General features: G+C 55.6%; 23 protein-coding genes and 1 tRNA gene. 16 read left to right on the forward strand and 8 right to left on the reverse strand.

The window, feature by feature from the left end; genetic code table 11:
- Positions 1-379: 379 nt before the first annotated feature.
- The 3 genes from Mag101_RS03745 to Mag101_RS03755 are packed head-to-tail and all read right to left on the reverse strand — an operon-like array spanning position 380 to position 3357.
- Positions 380-1471, reverse strand: a complete 1092-nt coding sequence (locus tag Mag101_RS03745) for a CmpA/NrtA family ABC transporter substrate-binding protein (protein ID WP_077401006.1) — start codon at positions 1469-1471, stop codon at positions 380-382.
- 43 nt (positions 1472-1514) lie between these two features.
- Positions 1515-2105 (reverse strand): ANTAR domain-containing response regulator, encoded by a 591-nt coding sequence (locus Mag101_RS03750; RefSeq protein WP_077401009.1) that lies wholly within the window; start codon positions 2103-2105, stop codon positions 1515-1517.
- 7 nt (positions 2106-2112) lie between these two features.
- Entirely contained in the window at positions 2113-3357 is a 1245-nt protein-coding gene (locus Mag101_RS03755) for a hypothetical protein (RefSeq protein WP_077401012.1), read from the reverse strand.
- Between the two features lie 466 nt (positions 3358-3823).
- Between Mag101_RS03755 and mobA the strand changes: the two genes are divergently transcribed.
- The 7 genes from mobA (at position 3824) to Mag101_RS03785 (ending at position 11181) form a co-directional block, all read left to right on the forward strand.
- A complete protein-coding gene (gene mobA / locus Mag101_RS03760) occupies positions 3824-4429 on the forward strand; it encodes a molybdenum cofactor guanylyltransferase (RefSeq protein ID WP_077401015.1) in 606 nt (201 codons plus the stop codon).
- Positions 4430-4514: 85 nt separating this feature from the next.
- A complete protein-coding gene (modA, locus tag Mag101_RS03765) occupies positions 4515-5411 on the forward strand; it encodes a molybdate ABC transporter substrate-binding protein (protein WP_077401018.1) in 897 nt (298 codons plus the stop codon).
- Between the two features lie 634 nt (positions 5412-6045).
- The gene (locus Mag101_RS03770) at positions 6046-7374 is read left to right on the forward strand and encodes a Re/Si-specific NAD(P)(+) transhydrogenase subunit alpha (protein ID WP_198040080.1); all 1329 of its coding nucleotides are present in this window, start codon (positions 6046-6048) and stop codon (positions 7372-7374) included.
- Complete coding sequence (locus tag Mag101_RS17970) at positions 7296-7586, forward strand: proton-translocating transhydrogenase family protein (protein ID WP_198040081.1); 291 nt, start codon at positions 7296-7298, stop codon at positions 7584-7586. The genes Mag101_RS03770 and Mag101_RS17970 overlap by 79 nt, the downstream gene beginning before the upstream one ends.
- A 12-nt stretch (positions 7587-7598) precedes the next feature.
- The gene (gene pntB, locus Mag101_RS03775) at positions 7599-8996 is read left to right on the forward strand and encodes a Re/Si-specific NAD(P)(+) transhydrogenase subunit beta (RefSeq protein WP_077401022.1); all 1398 of its coding nucleotides are present in this window, start codon (positions 7599-7601) and stop codon (positions 8994-8996) included.
- A gap of 167 nt (positions 8997-9163) precedes the next feature.
- Positions 9164-10786 (forward strand): S41 family peptidase, encoded by a 1623-nt coding sequence (locus Mag101_RS03780; RefSeq protein ID WP_232325124.1) that lies wholly within the window; start codon positions 9164-9166, stop codon positions 10784-10786.
- 5 nt (positions 10787-10791) lie between these two features.
- Positions 10792-11181, forward strand: a complete 390-nt coding sequence (locus tag Mag101_RS03785; RefSeq protein ID WP_077401025.1) for a hypothetical protein — start codon at positions 10792-10794, stop codon at positions 11179-11181.
- An 86-nt stretch (positions 11182-11267) separates the two neighbouring features.
- Here Mag101_RS03785 and yhbY read toward each other — a convergent pair whose 3' ends face one another.
- Positions 11268-11573, reverse strand: a complete 306-nt coding sequence (yhbY, locus tag Mag101_RS03790; RefSeq protein WP_077401028.1) for a ribosome assembly RNA-binding protein YhbY — start codon at positions 11571-11573, stop codon at positions 11268-11270.
- A gap of 91 nt (positions 11574-11664) precedes the next feature.
- Here yhbY and rlmE point away from each other — a divergent pair, with 91 nt between their 5' ends.
- The 7 genes from rlmE to Mag101_RS03825 all read left to right on the forward strand — a co-directional run bounded on the left by rlmE (position 11665) and on the right by Mag101_RS03825 (position 18229).
- A complete protein-coding gene (gene rlmE, locus Mag101_RS03795; protein WP_077401031.1) occupies positions 11665-12285 on the forward strand; it encodes a 23S rRNA (uridine(2552)-2'-O)-methyltransferase RlmE in 621 nt (206 codons plus the stop codon).
- 178 nt (positions 12286-12463) lie between these two features.
- Complete coding sequence (gene ftsH / locus Mag101_RS03800; RefSeq protein ID WP_077401034.1) at positions 12464-14371, forward strand: ATP-dependent zinc metalloprotease FtsH; 1908 nt, start codon at positions 12464-12466, stop codon at positions 14369-14371.
- A 155-nt stretch (positions 14372-14526) separates the two neighbouring features.
- Positions 14527-15369, forward strand: coding sequence for a dihydropteroate synthase (gene folP, locus Mag101_RS03805; protein WP_077401037.1), 843 nt, complete (start codon positions 14527-14529; stop codon positions 15367-15369).
- 33 nt (positions 15370-15402) lie between these two features.
- Positions 15403-16749 carry a phosphoglucosamine mutase gene (gene glmM / locus Mag101_RS03810; RefSeq protein ID WP_077401039.1) on the forward strand — a complete coding sequence of 449 codons (1347 nt, stop codon included), beginning with the start codon at positions 15403-15405 and terminating at the stop codon, positions 16747-16749.
- A 138-nt stretch (positions 16750-16887) separates the two neighbouring features.
- The gene (gene tpiA / locus Mag101_RS03815) at positions 16888-17625 is read left to right on the forward strand and encodes a triose-phosphate isomerase (protein WP_077401042.1); all 738 of its coding nucleotides are present in this window, start codon (positions 16888-16890) and stop codon (positions 17623-17625) included.
- Between the two features lie 56 nt (positions 17626-17681).
- Positions 17682-18110 (forward strand): preprotein translocase subunit SecG, encoded by a 429-nt coding sequence (gene secG, locus Mag101_RS03820; protein ID WP_077401045.1) that lies wholly within the window; start codon positions 17682-17684, stop codon positions 18108-18110.
- Positions 18111-18143: 33 nt separating this feature from the next.
- Positions 18144-18229: transfer RNA gene (locus Mag101_RS03825), tRNA-Leu, on the forward strand.
- 75 nt (positions 18230-18304) lie between these two features.
- Here Mag101_RS03825 and Mag101_RS03830 read toward each other — a convergent pair.
- The 4 genes from Mag101_RS03830 to Mag101_RS03845 all read right to left on the reverse strand — a co-directional run bounded on the left by Mag101_RS03830 (position 18305) and on the right by Mag101_RS03845 (position 20808).
- Positions 18305-18829 carry a peptide-methionine (S)-S-oxide reductase gene (locus Mag101_RS03830; protein WP_077401048.1) on the reverse strand — a complete coding sequence of 175 codons (525 nt, stop codon included), beginning with the start codon at positions 18827-18829 and terminating at the stop codon, positions 18305-18307.
- Positions 18830-18969: 140 nt separating this feature from the next.
- On the reverse strand, positions 18970-19389 hold the full coding sequence (locus Mag101_RS03835; protein ID WP_077401051.1) for a hypothetical protein: 420 nt from the start codon (positions 19387-19389) through the stop codon (positions 18970-18972).
- Positions 19356-19859 carry a type VI secretion system amidase effector protein Tae4 gene (locus tag Mag101_RS03840; RefSeq protein WP_077401054.1) on the reverse strand — a complete coding sequence of 168 codons (504 nt, stop codon included), beginning with the start codon at positions 19857-19859 and terminating at the stop codon, positions 19356-19358. Before Mag101_RS03840 ends, Mag101_RS03835 begins: the two co-directional genes overlap by 34 nt.
- A gap of 229 nt (positions 19860-20088) precedes the next feature.
- Positions 20089-20808 (reverse strand): YebC/PmpR family DNA-binding transcriptional regulator, encoded by a 720-nt coding sequence (locus Mag101_RS03845; RefSeq protein ID WP_077401057.1) that lies wholly within the window; start codon positions 20806-20808, stop codon positions 20089-20091.
- A 180-nt stretch (positions 20809-20988) separates the two neighbouring features.
- Between Mag101_RS03845 and Mag101_RS03850 the strand changes: the two genes are divergently transcribed.
- Entirely contained in the window at positions 20989-22305 is a 1317-nt protein-coding gene (locus tag Mag101_RS03850; RefSeq protein ID WP_077401061.1) for an NCS2 family permease, read from the forward strand.
- A 143-nt stretch (positions 22306-22448) separates the two neighbouring features.
- Positions 22449-23729 (forward strand): glycerate kinase type-2 family protein, encoded by a 1281-nt coding sequence (locus Mag101_RS03855; RefSeq protein WP_077401066.1) that lies wholly within the window; start codon positions 22449-22451, stop codon positions 23727-23729.
- Positions 23730-23777: the final 48 nt, after the last annotated feature.

Consider the following 23777-nt stretch of genomic DNA (forward strand, 5'->3'; position numbering starts at 1 on the left):
CATCACCTGCGAGGTTCTCTACCATGCAGGTGGCTCTGCTTGTGGTTAATTACGATTTAGCTACTCAATAACTACGTAATAGCTATTCAATAACTGTGCCATGGTTGTGCGTAAACCGGGTCGCAGGCCGAAACTGGTGCGCTGTGTTGCAAAAAAATGGCGCATTGGACGCGAAACCTGACCGATAACGCGCGGTAATGTTCCAGCGCTAGTTACTTGTGAGCGGTTGAGGGGCGCAGCCAGATATCGGCCTCGCCCCGTTTTGGTGTGCTTTGAGTGGGGTGGTGCACGATTGTGCACCGAGGGTGGGCGTGTGCGGATTTCACTTTAGGGCTGAATAGGGCGGAAGACGCTAATAGCTTGTGTGTGGCTTCGGTGCTCAAGACTTGGGAGTACGGGACTTGGGCGAATGCCTCTCGCGCAAGCGGAGGTAGTCGAGGGTTTGCTGGTAGAGGTCGGAGTCGAAGAGCTCCGCAGTATCGGTATCAACCGGCGCGATCTCGTTACACAGGGAAAGCAACTCGCGTGCTTTTTGCGGGGATGGGCGCCCGTGATCTGTCTGTGGGTGGGCGAACAAATGCCAGCCTGTATTCTGCTCGGGAGGCATGTCCTTTTTACGATACAGCTGATCGTTCAGGGACACTGCTACTACGTCATCAGGAAGATTGAGGTATTCCGGACGCGCCAGAATTCCCGCTGCGTCACGACGGTTGGTGCGATCGCTGAGCCATCCGCACGCTTCCAGTAGTGCAGCGCGCAACGCCATATGGGTGGCGGGATTTGCTTCGTGCCAGCTGCGTGTAACCGCGAGTACTTTTTCTGGCATTGCGGGCATCAGGGCGTTGTTCGGGGTGGCGATAACCCCGATACCTTCCTGGGCGGCAAAGGTGTTCCAGGGTTCGCCAACGCAGAAACCATCAATATCCCCACGGCGCAGGTGGTCCACCATTTGCTCCGGTGGCAAGACCTGTAGGCGTACATCGGTGTTGGGGTTAATCCCGGCACTGCTTAACCAATGGCGTAGCTGCAGGGTGTGACTGGCAAACGGATACACGCTGGCAAACGTGAGCGGTGCTGCATCCGATGCTTGTTCGTCAACAAACTGCTTCAGCGCCGTACCTACGCCATCCGCATCGTCAGATTGTGGGTTTAACTTGCTGTAGAGGTCGCTGGATAAGGTAATCCCATTGCCATTACAGCTGAGGATCAGGCCGCTGAGCAGCTCTTCTTCGCAGTTTGGCAGGGTTTGCTTGAGGGTGAGCGGCATGGGCGCAAGCATCGCGGCTGCGTCCGCGGCACCGCCGATGAGCTTATCCCGCAATGTGGCCCAGGACGTTTCCCGCTTTAATGTCACTTGCAGCCCATGCTGCTCAAATAGTCCGAGCTCATGGGCGATGATCAGTGGGGCGCTATCTGTCAGACGCAGATAGAGCAGTTTGAGTTTTGGCTTTTCGACTTGCAGGCTGCTCACGGTATTACTCTCGGCAATCTTTAAAATTCTGTGTCAAATCTCGCTATCTGGCCGGTGTTTGCAGATGCGTGACGATTTGTTCGGCGACATTGCGCATGGTGGAGTTGCTGTTCATCGCCAGGGTGCGCAGGGTCTGATGGGCGGCCTGCTCGCTGATATTTTTGCGGGCCATTAATAGCCCCTTGGCTCGCTCAATAATTTTGCGTTCGTCCAGCTGTTGCTGGGTGCGCTCCAGAGACTGCCGCAGCTGCTGATAGCTGCGGAACTGTGCCATGGCGATTTCGATGGCCGGCGCGACGCGTTCCGCAGAAAGGCCTTCCGCCATATAGGCACTGACACCGGCGTCCACCGCGCTACTGATGAAATCTGCGCCACCGCGGGCTGAGAACATCGCCACCGGCGTAGGGTTGTGCTGGTTGATTACGGAGAGGCTTTCAAGAATGTCCCGGTCGGGAGATTCGATATCGATCAACACGATATCTGGGCGGTGTTTTTCTACCTGATATAGGAGGCCTTCGGCGCTGGAAAGCTGCGCTAACAGGTTGTATCCGGCAGCGGTGAGCTGCTCGGACACCATGGTCGCGCGCTCGGTCTGGTCATCGACCAGTAAAATGCTGATTGGGGTGCTCGTCATCGCTCTATTAAAACTTCAATTCGAACTGCAGCCAGAATTTGTCCGTATCGCTGCTGAAGGTGTCAGCGTCGTAGGTGGCGTATTTGGCGAGCAGGTCGATATTTTTTGTTATGGCATAGGTCGCCACCAGGTCGAGTTCGTTACCGTACTCGCGGCTGAAGCGATCGCTATAGAATTTATGCAAAGTTGCTGCAAACTTAATGCCAGAAATAACCACTGAGCCGCCAGCATAGTAGTCGCGGATGCCGTCGACGGGTGTGGTCAGGAATTTGTCTGCATAGCCCTGGAACTTGTGCAGCGTGGCCAGCGGGGTTTGAAATGCCCACTGATCATCACCGGTGAGCCACTCGGTACCGACAAATCCGGCAAACTTGTATTTCTGTTCTGGCTTGGTGCCGAACTCCGCGTTGTAGTACTCCGCGCGGTAATCGTAGGGGTTGCGTCCGGTATCGCTCTGGGTGGCTGCACGCAGGTGCCAGCGGAAGGTTTCGCAGTCCACACTCCACTTGAAGCCGGCGGTGACGCTCGCTAATTCGTCAAATTCGTGGAAATCGAGGCTATAGAAAAAGCCGCTGAGGGTTTGATTTGGACGTACCTTGTATTTTAGTCGCAGCGCGTTTACCGGCCCGCCAATGTCTCCGTCGGCACCATCCGGGCCGAAGATCCGGTTGACGTTCCAGGAATAGAAGTAGTCACCTGTGAACCGGTCGTCGAATGCCCACTCACCGCGTAACGCATCGTATGTCTGTTCGTTCTGGCGCCAGCCAACGCCGCCAATAAAGCGCTGATCGTCAAAATTAATACGCTGTCTGCCCAGGGTGAGTAGGTTCTTGTTGTGCTTGTAGCTCAGCTGAACGCGGTTCACCTCGCTGTATTCCGGGTCGGCAATGACCGGGTACTGGGTGCGTCCGTTCTCTGTGTTGTTGAATTTCTCGCTACTGATGTAGGTGACATTGTCGCCTTCCAGCAAGAACTCCCAGCCATCCCAGCGGGCACTGGTCCAGGTCGCGCGGCTGCGCAGAGTACCGGCAGTGGCATGATTGGGAAAAGAAACTTCGCGCACATGCTCGTAGCGAGGGCGAAAATTGAGGTCGAAGGTACTGTTGCGAATCATGTCCCCGGGCATTTGGGCAATGTTTTCTTCCGCACCAGCGGCAGTTGTCGCACTAAATAGCAGCGCAGCCCCGAGAGCAGCTTTGCTGAGCTGAAGGTATATGGCGGTAGTCTGGTCTGCACATGGGCTGGCAACCATGGACATCTCCCTGGATATTCGCGTGCAATAGAAAAGGCCCGGCGGCACGGATTGTGCGGCCGGGCCTCAGTGCCACTGGCATCTGGTCAATCAAAACTCGTACCAATGGGTGCAAATTTAGTAGAGCGTGTGCTTTATATGGGAGATTCAGTATCGATTCGTCGCCTTCTGGCGCGGGATTGCGCTCTAGTGGTGCAAATGGCGATGATGCGCAGTGAGTACACCATTGGTTGCGTCATCATTTGGATAAATATGGTTTGGTGTGGCTCGGTATGGTGCGCAGATGGGCGTTCGCGCGGCAATATGGTGCAGAGCTCGGAGTGCACCGGGAGGGTCCTTTTGGGCTACATTTTCTAAAGATGGAATATGCGAAGCTAATTTGCGGTAATTTTGCTGTATGGTTTCGCCATTCACCGAACGTGGCAAGCTGGTGCCACGGGGTTCAAGTGTCAGGATGCAGTAATAAATGACATCGCCATCAGGTCATCATTCAACGCCGAGTACTCGGGTGTGCCCGGTTGTTCTCGCTGGCGGACTCTCAAGTCGTATGGGGCGGGACAAGGCACTGCTAAAATTATCCAATGGGCGGACACTGCTCGAGCAGGCGAAGCATCAGCTGGAGCAGGTTCAAGTGCCCGAGGGCATGGAGATGATGGCGCCGCTGGTGAGTGGGCGTCGCCCTGGCGGCATTCCTGACCAGGTAGAAGCTGCTGGTCCGCTCGGGGGGCTCCAGGCCATTGATCAGCATTTACGTCAGTGGGAGCTTGCCTGCGATGCACTGCTGGTGGTGCCAGTGGATATGCCACTGGTGTCGTCGGCCCTACTGGAGCAGCTGTGTGTGGCTGGGCAGACCGTAGAGCAGGCGGTGTGCTTCGGTGACTACTTTCTACCGTGCTGGCTTCCTCTGGGCGCGCGCAGCCGCAAGTACCTGGGTGCTGCAGCCGCAGGGAATGCGATCGCTTCGGTGCGGGCGCTGTTTGGTTTTGTTGGCTGTGTGCAACTGCCTGCCCCGGAGGGTGATTGGCACCTGAATCTGAATCGGCCGGAGGATTACAGCCTACTGCAGGGGTAGCACAAAGATTGGTGCTGTTTTCAGAATGGTGCTAACCCGTCAGCGGACCGTGGGGGTGTATTCGAATTGAGGTATTTGTATTCGAATGTTGGTACGAGACTCGAGCTTTGCCCTTAATTTTAAGAGCGGTAAGTTACTTCGGCGGCTGTTTGCGATCATCTTTGCTATCGCGGCCGCTGTCGCCCTGTCCAGTTGCGGCGAGCGCACCCCGAAGGTGCTGCGCATCGCGGTAGACGCCAGCTTTCAACCGGCGCTTGAGGCATTGCGGCCATCTTTCGAACAGCATTGCCGTTGCCGCCTGGTGATCACCGCCGGCGCCAGCGGCCTGCTTTACAGTGAGATTCGCGCTGGCGATGCTGAACACCCTTTCGATCTGTTTCTCTCTGCCGATATGGCGCGCCCGGTGCTGCTGGAGAAAGCGGGACTGACCGTTCCTGCCAGTCGTCAGACCTATGCGCGCGGACAGCTGGCGGTGTGGGCCAGCGCCAAGATCTCCACCAACAAGTCCTCGGGCTTCTCTACCCTTGCTGCACTGGCGTCACAGGGCGCTTCCGGTGCGACACTCACCCCTCGCCAGCTCATCCTGTTATTGGGGCGCGGCAAACACAAGTTGGTCGTGGCGGACCCGCAGCTCGCCCCCGACGGGGATGCGGCGGTCAAGATGTTAAAGAAACTGCGATTGTGGCCGAGGGTAAAGAACCGCGTGGTGTACGCGGGGCATTCGGGGCACGCTCAGATCATGTTGCACCAGGGCGAGGGTGATCTGGGGTTGATCCCTTACGGTCAGGCTCTGGCATCTGGGCGCCGTGCGCAGTTTATGCGTATCCCCTATCAGTTCCACCCGCCGCTGGACCAGCAGCTGGTAATTTTGCGGGGTACCCGGCAGCGCAACCTGGCCATTCGCTTCCTGCAATATTTGCGCTCAGACCCGGTGCAGGCGCAATTGCTCCCTTTAGGATTTTTACCTGCTCAAACCCACTAATGTGCCATATAAAATATGGTTGCAGCGGAAATCGATTCACCTAATACGATTTATATAGGCCGTAAAACTTATTCAAATATTGGTTTTATTTGATACCTATTCCAATGCCGCATCGATTCCATTTCAAAGGGTTATTACTTAACTAAACGGTTTGGAATAGTTAATTAAATAATCCCTTATACGACTCGTCCTTAGGCATATAGCGCTTTTTCGCGCCATTATTTTCATTTACCCCTCTGCATGTATTTAAGTACGTTTTGTCATGATATATATGTTCTTGTGTCACTTTTTCGTTTCAGGTGTAACGTAATCTGCTGTTTTTTGAGCGATTTTCGATATTTTTAATAAATTTCCTTAAAGCGACTAATAAGAATCCTCTATTTCCGTCGCCGAAATTTATTCTCTTTAATGCAGCGACTTACCGAAAAGGTTTTAATTTCTCCGGAAACTGTTTTTTCCGGGGCAGGCCTGTCTTTGCCTTTTAATTTGTTGTTTCGGGGCGACCCGAATAAAAGGCTGCGCTGGTGGAATTAAATTCGGCGGTAGTGTTTCGTCCTACAAAGGACAGCCCAAATGGTCGTATCAGGGTCTTGGGTTTATAACAACGACAAATCTTTTAACGGGAGCACAAACGGTGATTATTGCCATACCAAAGGAGACTGCGCCTGGAGAGTCGCGGGTCGCCGCAACGCCAGCCAGCGTAAAGCGTTTGCAGTCGCTGGGCTTTGACGTTGTCATTGAGCAGGGTGCCGGTGAAGGAGCTAACTTCCCCGACACAGAATATGAACAGGCCGGTGCCAAGCTGTGCGCCAACGCGGCCGATTGTCTGAGTCAGGCCGGCATCGTACTGAAAGTACAGCAGCCAAATGAGGTTGAGCTGGACCTGATTCCCAGTGGCGCCACGCTGGTGGCATTTCTGAAGCCGGCGCAAAACGAAGCGCTGCTGAAGAAATTTGCAGATAAAAACATTAACGCGCTGGCGGTGGAGTCTATTCCACGTATTTCCCGCGCACAGAAAATGGATGCGTTGAGCTCCATGGCCAACATTGCCGGCTACCGTGCAGTGATTGAAGCGGCCCACGAGTTTGGTCGCTTCTTTACTGGCCAGATCACTGCCGCCGGTAAGGTTCCACCCGCCAAGGTGCTGGTGATTGGTGCCGGTGTTGCGGGCCTGTCTGCAATTGGCACTGCCAAGAGCATGGGTGCCATCGTGCGCGCCTTCGACACCCGCCCGGAAGTACGCGAGCAGGTGGAGTCCATGGGCGCGGAATTCCTCACCGTGGAAATCGAGGAAGATGGTTCCGGCACCGGCGGTTACGCCAAGCAAATGTCCAAAGAGTTCATCGACGCCGAAATGGCTCTTTTCCGTGAACAGGCCGAGGAAGTGGACATTGTCATCACTACCGCTCTGATCCCCGGCAAGCCGGCACCGAAGCTGTGGCTGGCGGACATGGTAGAAACCATGGCCGACGGTTCTGTGGTTGTGGACCTGGCGGCGGAAATGGGCGGTAACTGTGACTTCACCGAAGCCGATAAAAAGGTTGTGAAGAGTGGCGTCACTATTTTGGGTTACACCAATCTGGCCAGCCGCGCAGCCACTCAGTCTTCCACCCTGTATGCCACCAACCTGTGCCATCTGTTGACGGATATGACACCGGAAAAGAACGGTGAAATCGAAATCAACTTCGAAGATGAAGCTATTCGCGGTGCCACTGTGGTGAAGGAAGGTGAAATTACCTGGCCGCCCCCCCGCCGAAAATCTCTGCCGCGCCGCAGCAAAAGCAGCCGGAGCCTCAGATCGAAGTGGAGCCAAAGCCGGAGAAGAAGTCTTCCCCTCTGTCTCTGGTGGCCTTTTGGGCCGTTGCTGGCCTGTTGCTGTTGGCATTGGGTAAATCTGCCCCGGCGGATTTTGTTGCCCACTTTACGGTGTTTGTTCTGGCCATCTTTATCGGCTGGCAGGTGATCTGGAACGTGTCCCACGCGCTGCACACCCCGTTAATGAGTGTGACTAACGCCATCTCAGGCATTGTGATTATCGGTGCTTTGTTGCAGGTAGGGGCCACCGGTTCCTTCCTGGTAACGGTAATGGCGTTTGTGGCGGTACTGTTTGCCAGTATCAATATCTTCGGTGGCTTCTTCGTAACCCACCGTATGCTGAAAATGTTCCGTCGATAAGGAGAGGCAGACATGAATGGCGTAATTTCTATGGCGTATCTGTTCTCCGCGGTGATGTTTATCCTGAGCCTCGGCGGACTGTCTACACACGAAACCGCAAGACGCGGTAATTTTTACGGCATGGTGGGTATGGCTGTTGCCATCATCGCGACCATCGCCGGTATCACCTCTGGTGCCTACCTGCCGGTGGCTATTGCCATGGGCGTAGGTGCTGTGATTGGTATCCATCTGGCGCGCAAGGTCGAAATGACTGCGATGCCGCAGCTGGTGGCGTTGCTGCACAGCTTTGTTGGTCTGGCCGCAGTGCTGATCGGCTGGGGTGGCTACCTGGATCCGCGTATCAATCTTGAAGGTGCCGCACACATTGTGCATAACTCCGAGATTTATATCGGCGTATTCATCGGCGCGATCACCCTGACCGGTTCTATCGTTGCCTTCGGCAAGCTGCAGGGCCTGATCTCCGGTAAACCGCTGATGCTGCCGGCACGCCACTGGCTGAACCTGATCGCGCTGGTGATTTGCTTGGTGCTGGGTGCCCAGTTCATTCCAGCGGATGTGAGCAATGCCACCATCATTAACCTGCTGGTTATGACGGGTATCGCACTGTTGCTGGGTATCCACCTTATCGCGGCGATCGGTGGTGCGGATATGCCGGTAGTAATCTCCATGCTGAACAGCTACTCCGGCTGGGCCGCTGCGGCGACTGGCTTTATGCTGAGCAACGACCTGCTGATTGTTATCGGTGCTTTGGTTGGTTCCTCCGGTGCCATCCTCAGTTACATCATGTGTCGCGGTATGAACCGCTCCTTTATCAGCGTGATTCTGGGTGGTTTCGGTTCCGATGGTGAAGTGGCTGGTGGTGACAGTGAAGTCGAAGGCGAAGTGGTTGCAACTAGCCACGACGAGCTGGCGGATGACCTGAAGGCAGCCAAAAACATCGTCATCGTTCCAGGCTTCGGTATGGCGGTAGCCCACGCGCAGCAGGCGGTAAGTGATCTCACTGACAAGCTGCGCAAAGCTGGCAAGACTGTACGCTTCGGTATCCACCCGGTGGCGGGCCGTCTGCCTGGGCACATGAACGTGCTGCTGGCAGAGGCCAATGTGCCCTACGACATCGTGCTGGAAATGGAAGAAATCAACGATGACTTCCCGGAAACCGATCTGGTACTGGTAATCGGTGCGAACGACACCGTGAACCCGGATGCAGTGGAAAAGCCCGGTTCGCCCATCGCCGGCATGCCGGTACTGGAAGTGTGGAAGGCTGGAAAAGTTGTTGTGCTGAAGCGTTCTATGGCCTCCGGCTACGCCGGTGTTGCCAACCCGCTGTTCTACAAAGACAACTCGCGCATGCTGTTTGGTGATGCGAAGGAGAGTCTGCAGAGCGTACTGGGTAAGATGAATCCGGCCTGATTTTCCAGAACCGGTTCGTACAAAAAACGGCCCCCCGCAAGGTGGGCCGTTTTTTTTGTCTGAATATTGACCAAGGTCAAACGTAGGCGGGGTTTTACCTGGAGTGCAGCTGGGATAATCTAATCGGCTGTACCAATTATAAAAACATCGCAACGCACGGAGCGACCATGTCCTTACATCGTTCTTCAGCCCTCCCAGTCCGCTATTTGCGCGCTCTGGGTAAATCACTGTGTTTTTTGGGGGCCACTTCCCTCATAGCCTGTGGTGGTGGCGGTGGGGGATCATCCTCAAATTCTCAGAATTTCACTCCAGACCCGGTTGGTGATACCGATACTGGTTGGCAGCAGGGGGTATTTCTACCCGCGGAAACGTTTGCCAACCGCTGTGATATGCCGCGTACAGGTATCGATCCTTTTTCGGGGGAGGCATACGCCGATGTAAAAGGCACCACACTGGATGAAAATATGTGGATGCGCAGTTGGAGTAACGACCTGTATCTCTGGTATGACGAAATTGAAGACCAGGATCCAGACGGATTTACCACGGAAGACTACTTCGACACCCTGAAAACCAACCAATTAACCATGTCAGGCACGCCCAAGGACCAGTTCCATTTTCTGGTACCCACGGACGAGTGGATTGCACAGTCCCAGTCTGGTGTATCGGTGGGCTACGGTCTGGAGTGGGCATTGCTGAGTTCCTTGCCGCCGCGGGAAGCGCTCGTTGCGTACACCGCTAAGGCAGATGCTGTAGGGCTGCCACCGCGCGGCGCTCGCATCCTGGAAATCGATGGTTACAGTATCGACGTGACATCTGAGGTGGGTGTGGATGCTTTGAATGCAGGCTTATTTCCATCAAGTGAAGGTGAGCAGCATACCTTCTTGTTTGAATACCCCGATGGACAACTGCAGGAGATGACTTTGACGGCGAACCCGGTGGTTTCGGATCCTGTGCAAAACGTCAAGGTGGTGGACGGCGCCATGGGGCGCAAGGTCGGTTACATGTTGTTTAACGACCATATCGCCACAGCAGAGCTAGCGCTGGTAAATGGCGTTTCTGAGTTGAGCGCGCAAAATATTGATGAGCTGGTGTTGGATCTTCGCTACAACGGTGGAGGTTATCTGGCGATCGCGAGCCAACTGTCCTACATGATCGCCGGTGAAACTGCGACAGCAGGCAGAATCTTCGAATTGCTCCAGTTTAATGACAAGCATCCGGAAACCAACCCTGTTACCGGAGAGCCGCTACTGCCCAATCCATTTTATGATGAAACACTGGGCTTTTCCGCGGCTCCTGGCCAACCTTTGCCGACGCTCGATCTAAACCGAGTTTTTGTTTTGACTGGCCCCAATACCTGCTCGGCCAGCGAGGCGATTATCAACGGTCTGCGTGGTATTGATGTTGAAGTGATACAAATCGGTGCGACGACCTGTGGTAAACCATTTGGTTTTTATCCTACCGACAACTGCGGCACCACCTATTTCAGTATTCAGTTTCAGGGTGTAAACGACAAAGGTTTTGGTGAGTATGCCGATGGTTTTACACCGCTGGGCTCTGGCCAGGCGGGTGTTGAAGTTACTGGCTGCCAGGTGGCCGACGATTGGAATAATCCCCTGGGTGATGTGAATGAGTCACGCTTTGCGGCTGCACTCAATTACATTAATACCGGGTCCTGCGATGCTCCTGCCACAAGCATGGGTGTGGTGCGATCCGCTTCTGCAGACATGCTTTTGTTAGAAGGAATCGTGCCGAAACCTGTGTGGCGTCAAAGCCGGATCTATGTAAGGTGATCGGAATGGGGAAAAAACTGAAAGCGCTGATCGCTTGTTGCTTGCCCGTCGTATATACCGCGTGTGGATCCATGACGGCTGCGGGATCAGATCAGCCAGCGCTGTTGATAGAAGTTACACCCGAGGTCATTGAAGAGCTGCAACAAGCTTTGGTGGACGCGAGCAGTGGGGCCCCAGTCACAATTGCCGACGATGTGTTTACCAAAAGTAGTCTGTTGGCCCTTGAGCAGGGCAGACTTGCCGATGGCCCTGGCCGACCACTGACCGGGCGAGATCTTTTGGCGCCGAGAATTTTTCGGCTGGTGAAAAATGCGCAAGGGTGTTGGTTGGTTCGTGAGGCCGATAGCCAGCGCTGGTCTCTACGAAACGCATCTTGTGTTTCTGAAAATGGCTAGCCGCATAGTGGCAGATCGGTGAGTTGGGAGGGTGCCCCCCGACCGCTTAACGTCGACTGGGGGCAGGTGATCTGGAAGTCCGCAGATCAAGGGCGCAGCAAATTGGAAAGCCGCGCGTTGGGCTTCTCCGCCTTGCGGAAGATCAGCGCGATTTTGCCGATTTCCTGCACCAGCTCGGATTTGCTCTGCTTGCACAGTTCGCCAATCAGTTCCCGGCGAACATCGCGGTCATTGACCGCCAGTTTCACCTTGATCAGCTCGTGATCCTCCAGCGCGCGATTCAACTCTTCCAGAACGCCTTCGGTCAGACCTTTGTCGGCAACGGTCACGATTGGCTTGAGGCTGTGGCCACGGGCGCGCAGCGCTTTTTTGCGGTCAGCGGTTAAAGGCATACAATACTCCATCCTTAAACCCATACTTGGGTATTCGACGTGTGGGCAACCCGCGTGGACAACCCCATAAATTAGCGATGTATTGTAACTGATGGGCCGATCAAAGAGCAGCCACCGTTGGCTGCGTGAACATTTTAACGACCACTACGTCAAACAATCCCAGAAAGACGGCTACCGTTCTCGTGCCTCCTACAAGCTGCAGGAGCTGCAGGGAAAGGACCGCCTGATCAAGCCGGGCATGACCGTGGTTGATCTCGGCGCCGCCCCTGGTGGCTGGTCTCAGGTGGCTGCAGAACTTGTTGGTCACAAAGGCCGGGTGCTGGCGTCGGACATCCTGCCCATGGACGCCTTAGCGGGCGTGGACTTTGTGCAAGGTGATTTCACCGAGGAAGAAGTGTTCAACGAGCTGCTGGAAAAGCTCGGAGAAGAGCGCGCCGACCTTGTGATTTCCGATATGGCCCCCAATATGAGTGGAGTGCGTGCTGTCGATCAGCCTGCGTCCATGTATCTGGTGGAGCTGGCGGTGGATATGGCGCGCCAGACCCTGAAGTCAGGCGGCGCGTTTGTGGCCAAGGTCTTTCAGGGGGAAGGATTCGATGAACTGATTCGCGACCTGCGCAGTCAGTATCAGACGGTAGTAACCCGCAAGCCCGGTGCATCCCGCCCGCGTTCCCGTGAAGTCTATGTGGTAGCGCGTGGCTTTAAGGGGTAAGACGGGGCGAGAAGGGCTGACTTGCGAGGCTTTAATTGCCGAGATTTGATAAAGTCCCCATGACCGGGGCGACAGGTTTACGATTTTCGCCACCTATACTGGGTGGGATGGAAGGAATGGATAAAGTTGCCAAGGCGCAAACCAAGGCACAGGCAAGAGGGCATACCCTTTGAACGATATGGCAAAGAATTTGGTGTTGTGGCTGATCATCGCCGCGGTGCTGCTGATGGTTTTCCAGAACTTCAAGCCGCAATCCCGGGATGAATCCCTCAACTATTCCGACTTTGTCCAGGATGTGCAATCCGGCCAAATCAAGAATGTGTTGGTCGATGGTCTCGTCATTACCGGTGAGAAAGCCGACGGCAGCCGCTTTAAGACCATTCAGCCGCAAATTATCGACGACGAGCTCACTAATGAAATGGTGCGCGGCGGCGTTGAGTTCAACGGTCGCGAGCCCGAAAGCGCCAGTCTCTGGCAGCAGCTATTAGTCGCCAGTTTCCCGATCCTGATCATCATCGCCGTGTTTATGTTCTTTATGCGCCAGATGCAGGGCGGTGCCGGTGGTCGTTCCGGGCCCATGGCGTTCGGCAAGAGCAAGGCGCGTCTATTGGGCGAAGACCAGATTAAAACCACCTTCGCCGATGTGGCGGGCGTGGATGAAGCGAAAGAAGATGTGCAGGAGCTGGTGGAGTTCCTGCGCGACCCGTCCAAATTCCAGCGCCTCGGCGGTGCCATCCCTCGCGGCGTGCTGATGGCGGGCCCTCCCGGTACCGGTAAAACCCTGCTGGCCAAAGCCATTGCCGGTGAGGCCAAGGTGCCGTTCTTCTCGATTTCCGGTTCCGACTTCGTGGAAATGTTTGTCGGTGTGGGCGCCTCCCGTGTGCGCGACATGTTCGAACAGGCCAAGAAGCAGGCTCCGTGCATCATCTTTATTGATGAGATCGACGCCGTTGGCCGTCACCGTGGTGCCGGTGTAGGCGGTGGCCACGACGAACGCGAACAGACCCTGAACCAGCTCTTGGTAGAGATGGACGGCTTTGAAGGCAACGAGGGCGTAATCGTGATCGCCGCGACCAACCGCCCGGACGTGCTCGACTCCGCGCTGCTGCGCCCGGGCCGTTTCGACCGCCAGGTATTTGTCGGCCTGCCGGACATCCGCGGCCGTGAGCAGATCCTGAAAGTACATATGCGCAAGGTGCCGCTGGACGAGAAGGTGGACCCGCAGACCATTGCCCGCGGTACCCCCGGCTTCTCCGGTGCGGATCTGGCCAACCTGGTGAATGAGGCTGCCCTGTTTGCCGCCCGTGCCAACCGCCGCATGGTGACCATGGACGAGTTCGAGCGCGCCCGTGACAAGATCATGATGGGTGCCGAGCGCAAGTCCATGGTGATGAATGAGAAGGAAAAGACCAATACCGCGTACCACGAAGCGGGTCACGCCATTATTGGTCGGCTGGTACCGGAGCACGACCCGGTGCACAAGGTCACCATCATTCCGCGCGGCCGCGCTCTGGGTGTTACCCAGTTCCTGCCGGAAGAAGACAAGTACAGCCTGTCCAAGCGCGCGCTGGAATCCCAGCTGTGCTCCCTGTTCGGCGGCCGTATTGCCGAAGAAATGACCCTGGGGGTGGATGGTGTAACCACCGGTGCCTCCAACGATATCGAACGCGCTACCGATATTGCCCGCAATATGGTCACCAAGTGGGGCTTGTCCGAGAAGCTCGGCCCGCTGCACTACGGCGAAGACGAGAGCGGCCAGCCCGGGCAGGGCAATCCTGTGTCTGGCAAGACCTCGAACGAAATTGACGAGGAAGTGCGCCGCATTATCGATACATGCTACGACCGCGCGAACAAGCTGCTGGAAGAGAATCGCGATATTCTCGAGGCGATGAAAGACGCGCTGATGGAGTACGAGACCTTGGATGCAGAACAGGTAGATGATTTGATGGCACGCCGCAAGGTGCGCCCGCCGAGAGACTGGCACGACAACGACTATACCGGTGGAGATTCTTCCGACGACGTTAAGCCGGAAAGCAAGTCCGAGGACGGTGACAGCTCCGTAGGTGGCCCGGTTAACGGTCACTGATTTAGAGGCGGACTCTGTCGATACGCTTCCAGTGTCGACCGCGAAGCGGGCCTGCTATTCACTAGCAGGCCCGCTTTGTATATCTAGCAATACCAAGTGACGCGTGCAGATTTTCCCGCGGCGCCGCTTGAATTGCATCAAGCGATAAAAATTGTATGAAGTTACTCTGCGGCCAGCGCACGCTGGACCTGTCCCGTCCCCAAGTGATGGGCGTCCTCAACACCACACCAGATTCCTTTTCCGATGGCGGCAGCTATTACGGCGACGGCGGTTTGAATCTGGATCTGGTGTTAAAGCGCGCCGAGCAGATGGTGCGGGATGGCGCATCCATTCTCGATATTGGCGGCGAGTCGACCCGTCCGGGTGCGGCGCCGGTATCCGAACAGGAAGAGTTGTCGCGCGTGGTGCCGGTTGTGGAAGCCATCGCGGCATGTCTGGATGTTGTGATCTCTGTCGATACCAGCACCGCCTCGGTGATGCACAATGCCGCCGCAGCCGGCGCCGGCATCATTAACGATGTGCGCGCACTGACCCGTTCAGGGGCACTGGAGGCCGCTGCCGCGACCGGCTTGCCGGTGTGCCTGATGCACATGCAGGGGCAGCCCGGCACCATGCAGGACAAGCCCGAGTACGCGGATGTGGTGGCCGAAGTACGTGCTTATCTCGATACGCGCCTGCAGGCCTGTGTGGACGCGGGTATCCCGCGGGAAAAGGTTATGTTCGACCCGGGCTTTGGTTTCGGCAAGAACGACGAGCACAATCTCGCGCTGCTGCGCCATCTGCCGGAGCTGGCGCCGGAGGGCGTGCCGTTGCTGGTGGGGATGTCCCGCAAGTCCATGATCGGGCGGCTGCTGGGTCGCGAGGTCGATGAACGCCTCGCCGGCAGTCTGGCGCTGGCCATGCTGGCCGCCCAGCGTGGAGCCGCAATTATTCGTGTGCATGACGTTGCGGCCACGGCAGATGTGCTGAAGTTACAACAATTAGTGGATTGCCCTTGAGATGGGCCGAAAATAATAGAAGTGAGTTATCAGATGACTAGAAAGTACTTTGGCACAGACGGTATCCGTGGCCAGGTCGGTGAGGGGGCAATCACTCCAGATTTTATGCTGCGTCTTGGTTACGCGGCGGGCAAGGTTCTGGGTGCCAATCAAGAAATTAAAGGGCGCAGCCGTATTCTGATCGGCAAGGATACCCGTGTTTCGGGCTATATGTTTGAGGCCGCGCTGGAAGCGGGTCTGATCAACGCCGGTGTCGACGTTGGATTGCTGGGCCCCATGCCCACCCCGGCCATTGCCTATCTCACGCGTACCTTTCATGCCCAAGCCGGTATCGTGATCAGTGCCTCGCACAACCCTTATCAAGATAATGGCATCAAGTTCTTCAGCGGCGACGGCAGCAAACTGCCTGACGAAGTTGAAGCCGAAATCGAAGCGGCGTTAGAACTGCCTATGGAAACCGCCAAGGACCTGGGTAAGGCCTGGCGCATTGATGATGCCGTGGGCCGCTACATCGAGTTCTGCAAGGCGAGTACCCCCTGGCGCTATTCACTGCAGGGGCTGAATATCGTTCTGGACTGCTCCAACGGTGCCACCTACCACATTGCGCCCAAGGTATTTAGCGAGCTGGGTGCCGAAGTGCACTCTATTGGTGTGCAGCCGGACGGCCTGAATATCAATCTGGATTGCGGTTCCACCAAGCCCGAGAAACTGCAACAAGCAGTCGTGGAGCGCGGTGCGGATCTGGGTATCGCGTTTGACGGCGATGGCGATCGGGTGATGTTTGTGGATAAGAACGGCAAGCTGATCGACGGTGACCAGTTACTGTTCCTGATTGCCATCCATCGCCAGCAATTCCTCGGCGGTTGCAGCGGTGTCGTCGGTACGCAAATGAGTAACTACGGTTTCGAGTTGGCCCTGAAAGAACGCGCCATACCCTTCGCCCGTGCCAAGGTTGGCGATCGCTATGTACTGGAGATGATGTACAAGAACGGCTGGACCCTGGGTGGCGAGTCCTCCGGCCATATTGTCTGCACCGATGTAACCACCACCGGTGACGGCATCATCTCTGCATTGCAGGTATTGCGTGCGGTGAGTGACTTCGGCGAGTCGCTGGACCAGCTGAGCGAGAAAATGGACATGTTGCCCCAGCATATGATCAATGTGCGTCTCGCCAGCCGCGACGGCGTGCTGGAGCATGCGGACGTAAAGGCCGCCGTTGCCCTGGCTGAGTCGACCCTGGCGGATAGCGGCCGGGTGCTGTTGCGTCCATCTGGCACCGAACCGCTGATTCGAGTAATGGTTGAGGGCAAGGATGCGCCGCTCGTTGAACAGTTAGCGGCTGACATCGCCCAGGTGGTAGAACGCGTGGGCAACGTTTGAGAGCGGTCCGGCGTCCGAGCTGGATGGCAGAAGAGACCAAAGCGTCGGAAGCCATTGAAAAATCAATAAATATCCGAAAACGCTGGTTGTATGTTACCGGCAATACCGCTAAGATTTGCGCCCCTTGGAGGAGCACCCATGCGTAAAACTCTGGTTGCCGCCAACTGGAAAATGCACGGCAGCAAGACGTTTGCCGAGCAACTGTTGGCCGAGCTGAACAGCGGACTTGAGTCCGGAAAATGCTCCGCACAGGTGGTAATCTGCCCGCCATACCCCTATCTGGGTCTGGTCGGAGAGATTGCCAGCGGTCTGGCCCTTGGGGCTCAGAACCTCAGCGAGCAAGCCTCTGGTGCTTTCACCGGCGAAGTCTCCGCTGAGATGTTGAAAGACTTCGGTGCCGATTACGTCATCGTTGGTCATTCAGAGCGCAGAAGCCTGTACGGTGAAACCAGCGCGCTGGTGGCGGAGAAGTTCGCCGCAGCCAAGGCTTCAGGTCTGGTCCCCATGCTGTGTGTGGGCGAGTCGCTGGAAGAGCGTGAATCTGGCAAGGCCCTGGAAGTAGTTGCCGCGCAGATTCAGGCCGTGGTTGAGCTTGGCCTGCCAGATACCTGGCAGAACGCGGTGATTGCTTATGAGCCTGTGTGGGCGATTGGCACCGGTAAAACGGCCACCCCGGAACAGGCCCAGGAAGTGCACCGCTTTATCCGCGAACAGCTGGGTGAAGCTGGAGAGCAGGTACAGATTCTCTACGGCGGTAGCGTAAAAGCCGGTAACGCCGTAGAACTGTTTGCCAAGCCCGATATTGATGGTGCTTTGGTAGGCGGGGCCTCATTAAAGGCCGAAGAATTTATTCAGATTTGCCGCGCCGCAGATTGAGCGCAGCAAAGAAATTTTGATCAAGGGCAGACGCCCGATAGCAGGTTTTCTGGACAATGGAAAAACTGGTTTTAATCGTACATATCCTCACCGCGCTGAGCATCATCGCGCTGATTTTGCTGCAGCAGGGTAAGGGTGCTGAAGCGGGTGCATCTTTCGGTGCCGGCGCTTCTCAAACCGTATTCGGTAGCCAGGGCAGCGGAAATTTCTTTTCCCGCTTGACTGCAATTATGGCGACGGTATTCTTCGTCACCAGCTTTGGCCTGGCCTACCTCGCCAGCGTTAACAAAGCACCGGACATCGACGGTCTGCCGCAGGTACCTGCAGCAGTTGAGTCCCGCGAACAGCAGGACGACGTTCCGGCGGTCATCGAGAGCGACATCCCTGAAGCTCAGGAAGCTGCTCCGGCCGACGAACTGCCTTCCGCAGAAGAAGCCCCGCAGGCTGAACTGCCGGAAGCAGATACTGAGGAACAGCCTCAGTAAGCCGAAAGGCAAATCAAAAACTGAAAAGTTTTTGCCCAGGTGGTGGAATTGGTAGACACGCTATCTTGAGGGGGTAGTGAGCTATGCTCGTGCGGGTTCAAGTCCCGCCCTGGGCACCACATTGAAAACCGAGCTTCGCATGAGTTCGGTATCCTTCCAAAAGCCCCGCAGTGCGGGGCTTTTGTGTTTCTGGCTCAGCGAGAGCCCTTCCGTTCTTTTATCTCGTCTAAGAATTTGCTTTGAAGCAGCTGAAGTTTCGGCTCGATGTACCTCTGGCAAAATGGCCGCTGTGGGTCACTGGAATAATAATTTGTATGCTGTGGGTCTGAACTACGAAATTCGTGGTAGGGCAAGACCTCGGTAATCAGCGGGTCGGCGAAGTCATTCTGAAATTTGTACAAAGCCTCTTGGGCTATCTCCCTTTGTTGTGCGGTAAAAAAGTAGATCGCGCTACGGTAATTTTTACGCAACTGATGAACCGCTGTAGCGCTGTGCGTATACAGGTGCACCTCGATCAGCGTTTCCAGGGACATTTCTTTGGGATCAAAGTGTACGATCACAGCCTCTGAAAAATCTGCATTTGGAGGCTGTGATGCGATGTACCCCTGGTCGACACGCTCAACACCGCGCAACTGTTGAAATACGGCTTCTGTACACCAGTGGCAGCCACCGCCAAACCCTATCTGCGCTGATTCAGTGTTATTACTCTCCTGAGGCATATGAATACTCGGCTGCTTTTCCAGCAAGTAAACGGGAAGTGTAGTGTGGGTGTGGTGGTCTTCGAGCGTTTTAAATGGGGCTGAAATGTAGAGTCATTGTTCGCTTTCACGCGGAGTTTGTCGGGTTTCAACAACATTGACTATTCGCATTGAGTCTCAAAGCTCGTCTCGTCCAACCAAGTCTCCTTGTCGCCGCAGGGGTTGAACTTACTGAAAAGCTGCTGAACCTCGTTAGACTCCGAAAACTCTATGCAGCGAGAAATTGCGGCTTGCGATCCATTTTTGGTTGTAAACTCTGTTGGTTTCCAACTTTTTAGCTGTACTCTCAAGGCTTCGTACGCAGCTAGATCAACATTTCCCATATATACGTTAGCGGAACGATTGGCGTCAGCCGTTATCGACTTTTCTTGGAATGAAGATCCCAGGCAAATTGCGGTTGCGTATTTGCGAAAATCTTTCTCCTCTTTAGTGGCTTCCTGCTGGTTTGATGCAGTACTTTTGCTGCAGGACGATAATAAAAAAAAGCCTAAAAAGATGAATGTTTGCTTTTTAGTTCCCATAAAAAGGCCTTCTTCGAAATTGGAAAATAACATTTGTCAGAGCAGGCGTTGCCGTTCCAGATGGTGGCGTGGCCGCTGGCATCACTCCATTGGTTGACCTCAAACACTAAAATTCCTTGTTTGTCTGTGAACGAAATTTCATCTGGGTTTCCAAAGATGTGCTCAGGAGTTCCGAAGATTTTCGTAAGATAGGCGATCAGGGTTTTAACTTTGTAAATGTACCAGCGGCCCTGGGCGCCGGATACTGTTTGTCCACTTAAATACGGTATATTGATACCATTCTCGTTGAGCACATAGCTCATACGAATCGCACAGGCGTTTTCGAATCGACCTTGTCCTTGCGGTACTTTATTTATGTTGTAGTCGACTTTCCCGCCGATCTTGGTTCCCACCGCAGATACAGATTTTCCAATATCCGCATAAACTTCCTGGAAAGATTGCCACGCATCCTCAATATTTGGGCGCTTCATAGAATAGTTTCTGCTTCGAATAAGTGAGTAGGTAGAAAATACCACTCTTCGTCAGCATGCGTCCCTTTACGCCAGTACCAGTTAAACTGGAATGGCGCAAAATGAATCTTATTGCAATTAAAAACTATAACTACGGAGGGAGGGGAGAGCGGTGGTTTTTGCGTGAGGGACAGGTGGGAGGTTGGCGCATCACAAACCGGATGCGCCAGTTTTTACTCGTCGCTGGAAATCAGGGGTTTTCTACGTTGTGATAAACCGCCTGCACATCCTCCAGGTCTTCCAGCATGTTGATGAATTTCTCAAACAGCGCCACGTCGTCACCGCTGATCTGGGTGTAGGTCTGCGGCACAAACTGGATTTCATCCACGTCGAAATCGATCTCGCCAAAGGCTTCGATCAGTGCCTGTTTGGCCTTGAAGTACTCGGACTGTGGTGCGAATACGGAGAGCTTGCCGTCTTCGTTTTCGATGTCTGTTACGTCCACATCCCCTTCCATCAGGGCTTCCAGTACGGCTTCTTCGTCATCGTGCTTGAAGACGAGAATCGCCAGGTGGTCGAAGCTGTGGCTTACAGAGCCCTCGGTACCGATCTTGGTCTTGGTTTTGGTAAACGCCTGGCGTACATCACCAAAAGTTCGGTTCGGGTTGTCGGTCAAGCACTCGATGATGGCCATGCAGCCACCGGGGCCGAAACCTTCGTAGCGGGCGCGGGAGAAGTCTTCGCCGGCGCCGCCCTTGGCCTTGTCGATCGCTTTCTCGATCACATGGGCGGGGACCTGTTCTTTCTTGGCACGGTCGATCAGGCTGCGCAGGGCCAGGTTGCCGTTGGGGTCAATGCCACCAGACTTTGCGGTCACGTAGATCTCACGGCCATAGCGGCTGTAGACCCTGGCCTTCATGTTCGAGGTCTTGGCCATCGACTCTTTGCGGTTCTGATAGGCTCTTCCCATGGGTATAGCTCCGGTATCTCGGGATAGTCGTAATTGGGTAAAGAGGGCGATTTTACTGGCCGGCGAGGCCAATGAGAAGTCGCTGCCGGCTGCTGAGGCTTGCGCAACTGGGCGCCAGGCCGTTCATTGTCCACACTGTCTAGTAGTGGCCCTTCCCGTTAATTGATCCACAGGTTGGAGATGTCGGTGCAGCAGTCGTCAAACAAGGTGATCGAGCGTCTGTTTGCGCTGCGCGCGCACGGCACCACACTGCGCGGCGAACTGCTCGCCGGCCTGACTACCTTCGTCACCATGGCCTATGTGGTATTCGTGACGCCCAATATGCTCTCTGGCACCGGTATGGACCCCGGCGCCGTGTTTGTGGCCACCTGCCTGGGTAGCGCGGTGGCCTGCTTCCTGATGGGCTTCTACGCGAACTGGCCAGTTGGGTTAGCTCCGGGGATCGGCTTGACCGCGTTCTTTGCCTATACGGTGGTGGGCGAGATGGGGTACAGCTGGCAGATAGCGCTGGGTGCGGTGTTTATTGCCGGCGTGCTGTTTGTGGCCATGAGCCTGTCGCGGGTGCGTGAGTGGATAATGAATAGTATCCCTATGTGCCTGCGCTACTCCATGGGGGCTGGGGTAGGGTTGTTCCTAGGGCTGATTGGACTCAAGTCTGCGGGTATCGTGGTACCAAGTGACGCGACTCTGTTGTCGTTAGGCTCTCTTCGCGAACCACAGGCCATGTTGGGAATACTGTGTTTTCTGATGATTGCGGTGCTTAGCTTCTGGCGGGTGTTCGGAGCGATCCTGATCAGTATTCTGGTCGTCACCGGTATCGGGCTGGCGCTGGGGCTAGTGGAATACGGTGGTCTGGTGTCCAAGCCGCCGAGCTTGGCTCCTACCTGGATGCAGGTGGATATTCGCGGGGCGCTGGATCTCAGTATGGTCAGCGTGATCCTCGCGTTTTTGTTTATCAATATCTTCGATACCGCCGGTACCTTGATGGGCGTCGCTCACCGCGCCAAGTTGATCGAACCGGATGGCAGTATCGAGAAGCTCCCCCAAGCCTTGAAGGCAGATAGTACCTCGAGTGTGCTGGGTGCCTTTGTGGGCTGCCCTCCGGTAACCAGTTTTGTGGAGAGTGCCGCGGGTGTGGCTGCCGGAGGGCGCACCGGGCTCACCGCCGTGACGGTAGGTGCGCTGTTTCTGTTGTGTGTGTTCTTTGCACCGTTGGCCGGGATGATCCCGGCATATGCCACTGCTGGCGCATTGATTTATGTGGCGATGCTGATGATGGGCGGTATGTCGCATATCGACTGGGAGGATCTCACCGATGCGATTCCCGCGGTAGTTACCATGATTATGATGCCGCTGACATTTTCCATCGCCAATGGCATCGCACTCGGGTTTCTGACCTATACCGCGCTCAAGTTGTTTACTGGCCAGCATCGCCAGATCTCTGTAAGCCTGTATATTCTGAGTGTGATTTTTCTCGCGAAGTTCGCCTTCCTCTGACTCGGTGAGCGTATACACCGACTCAGTTGACCGTGTCTGTACAGGGAAGAGAATAAAAGCGGAACTGTTTTTGCAGCGTTAGATTATTACTGCATTGCCAAGGGAGAAGCCAATTGCCACCGCTGCCATCAATCCATCCTGAAATGTCTTCCGAAAACCTCAGCCAGTGGCTGCGTGATCTCGCGCGGCTCACCGTTGCCTCGGTACACCCGGATAACCTGATTTCAGACCCGCTCCCGGCACCTGGGCGTAAAACGCTGGTAGTGGGTGCCGGTAAGGCAAGTGCGGCAATGGCCGCGGCGCTGGAACGCGCGTGGCAACAGCGGTATCCGGAGGCAGATCTCTCGGGGGTTGTAGTAACCCGCTACGGGCATGGTGCGCAGTGCGAGAAGATCGAGGTATTGGAAGCGGCGCACCCAATGCCGGATAACCTCGGAGAGCAGGCGGCCAAGCGGATGCTTTCCTCTGTCGAAGGACTCGGGGAAGAAGACCTGGTTCTGGCTCTTGTTTCTGGCGGTGGCTCCGCATTGATGAGCCTGCCGGCGCCGGGGATCACCTTGCAGCAGAAGCAATCGATTAATAAGGCGTTGTTGCGAAGCGGCGCGCCGATTCGTGAGATCAATACCGTGCGCCGTCACCTGTCGGCGATCAAGGGTGGGCGCCTGGCTGCCGCTGCACATCCTGCGCGTGTAGTGACCTATCTAATTTCTGATGTCCCCGGCGATGATCCTACGCTGATTGCCTCGGGCCCAACGTTGCCGGATAGCACCACCGCGGCCGACGCCCTGGAAATCCTGCAGCGCTATCAGATAAACCCCGAGCCCGAGGTGCGCGCTCATCTCGAAGCCGCAACGGAATCCCCGCGCCCGGATGATGCTGATTTTGTCCGCGACCAATCCTTGATGCTCGCCAAGGCTGCCGACGCACTGGAAGCGGCACACGAAGCGGCATTGGCGGCGGGTGTTGAGGTGCGTGTGTTGGGCGATGATCTTGAAGGGGAGGCGCGGGAGCTGGGTGCCGAGCACGCGGCGATGGCGCTGGATGTGCAGGAAGAGCTCCGTCAGCCTTTGCTGATCCTGTCGGGCGGTGAAACCAGTGTCACGGTGACTGGTAATGGTCGCGGCGGGCGCAATGTGGAGTATCTGCTGGGGTTGTTCGATGGGTTAAAAGGGGCGTCGGGTATCTACGGCCTAGCTATCGACACCGATGGCATCGATGGCTCCGAAGACAACGCCGGCGCATCGTTTACGCCAGACGACTGGGCCAAGATGCAGTCGCAAGGCCTGCAACCAACGGCCTATCTCGCCAACAACGACGCTTACAGCTTCTTCGCGGAGCTGGGCAACCTGATTGTGACGGGGCCAACGCGTACTAATGTTAACGATTTTCGCGCAATCCTGGTGCTGCCAACTATGGATAACTAGAAAGCCAGGCCCGCCGGGGCAGGATTGCTGGCTAAGCTGAGTCTATAG

The sequence above is a fragment of the Microbulbifer agarilyticus genome, assembly GCF_001999945.1.
In the GTDB taxonomy this organism is placed as follows: domain Bacteria; phylum Pseudomonadota; class Gammaproteobacteria; order Pseudomonadales; family Cellvibrionaceae; genus Microbulbifer; species Microbulbifer agarilyticus_A.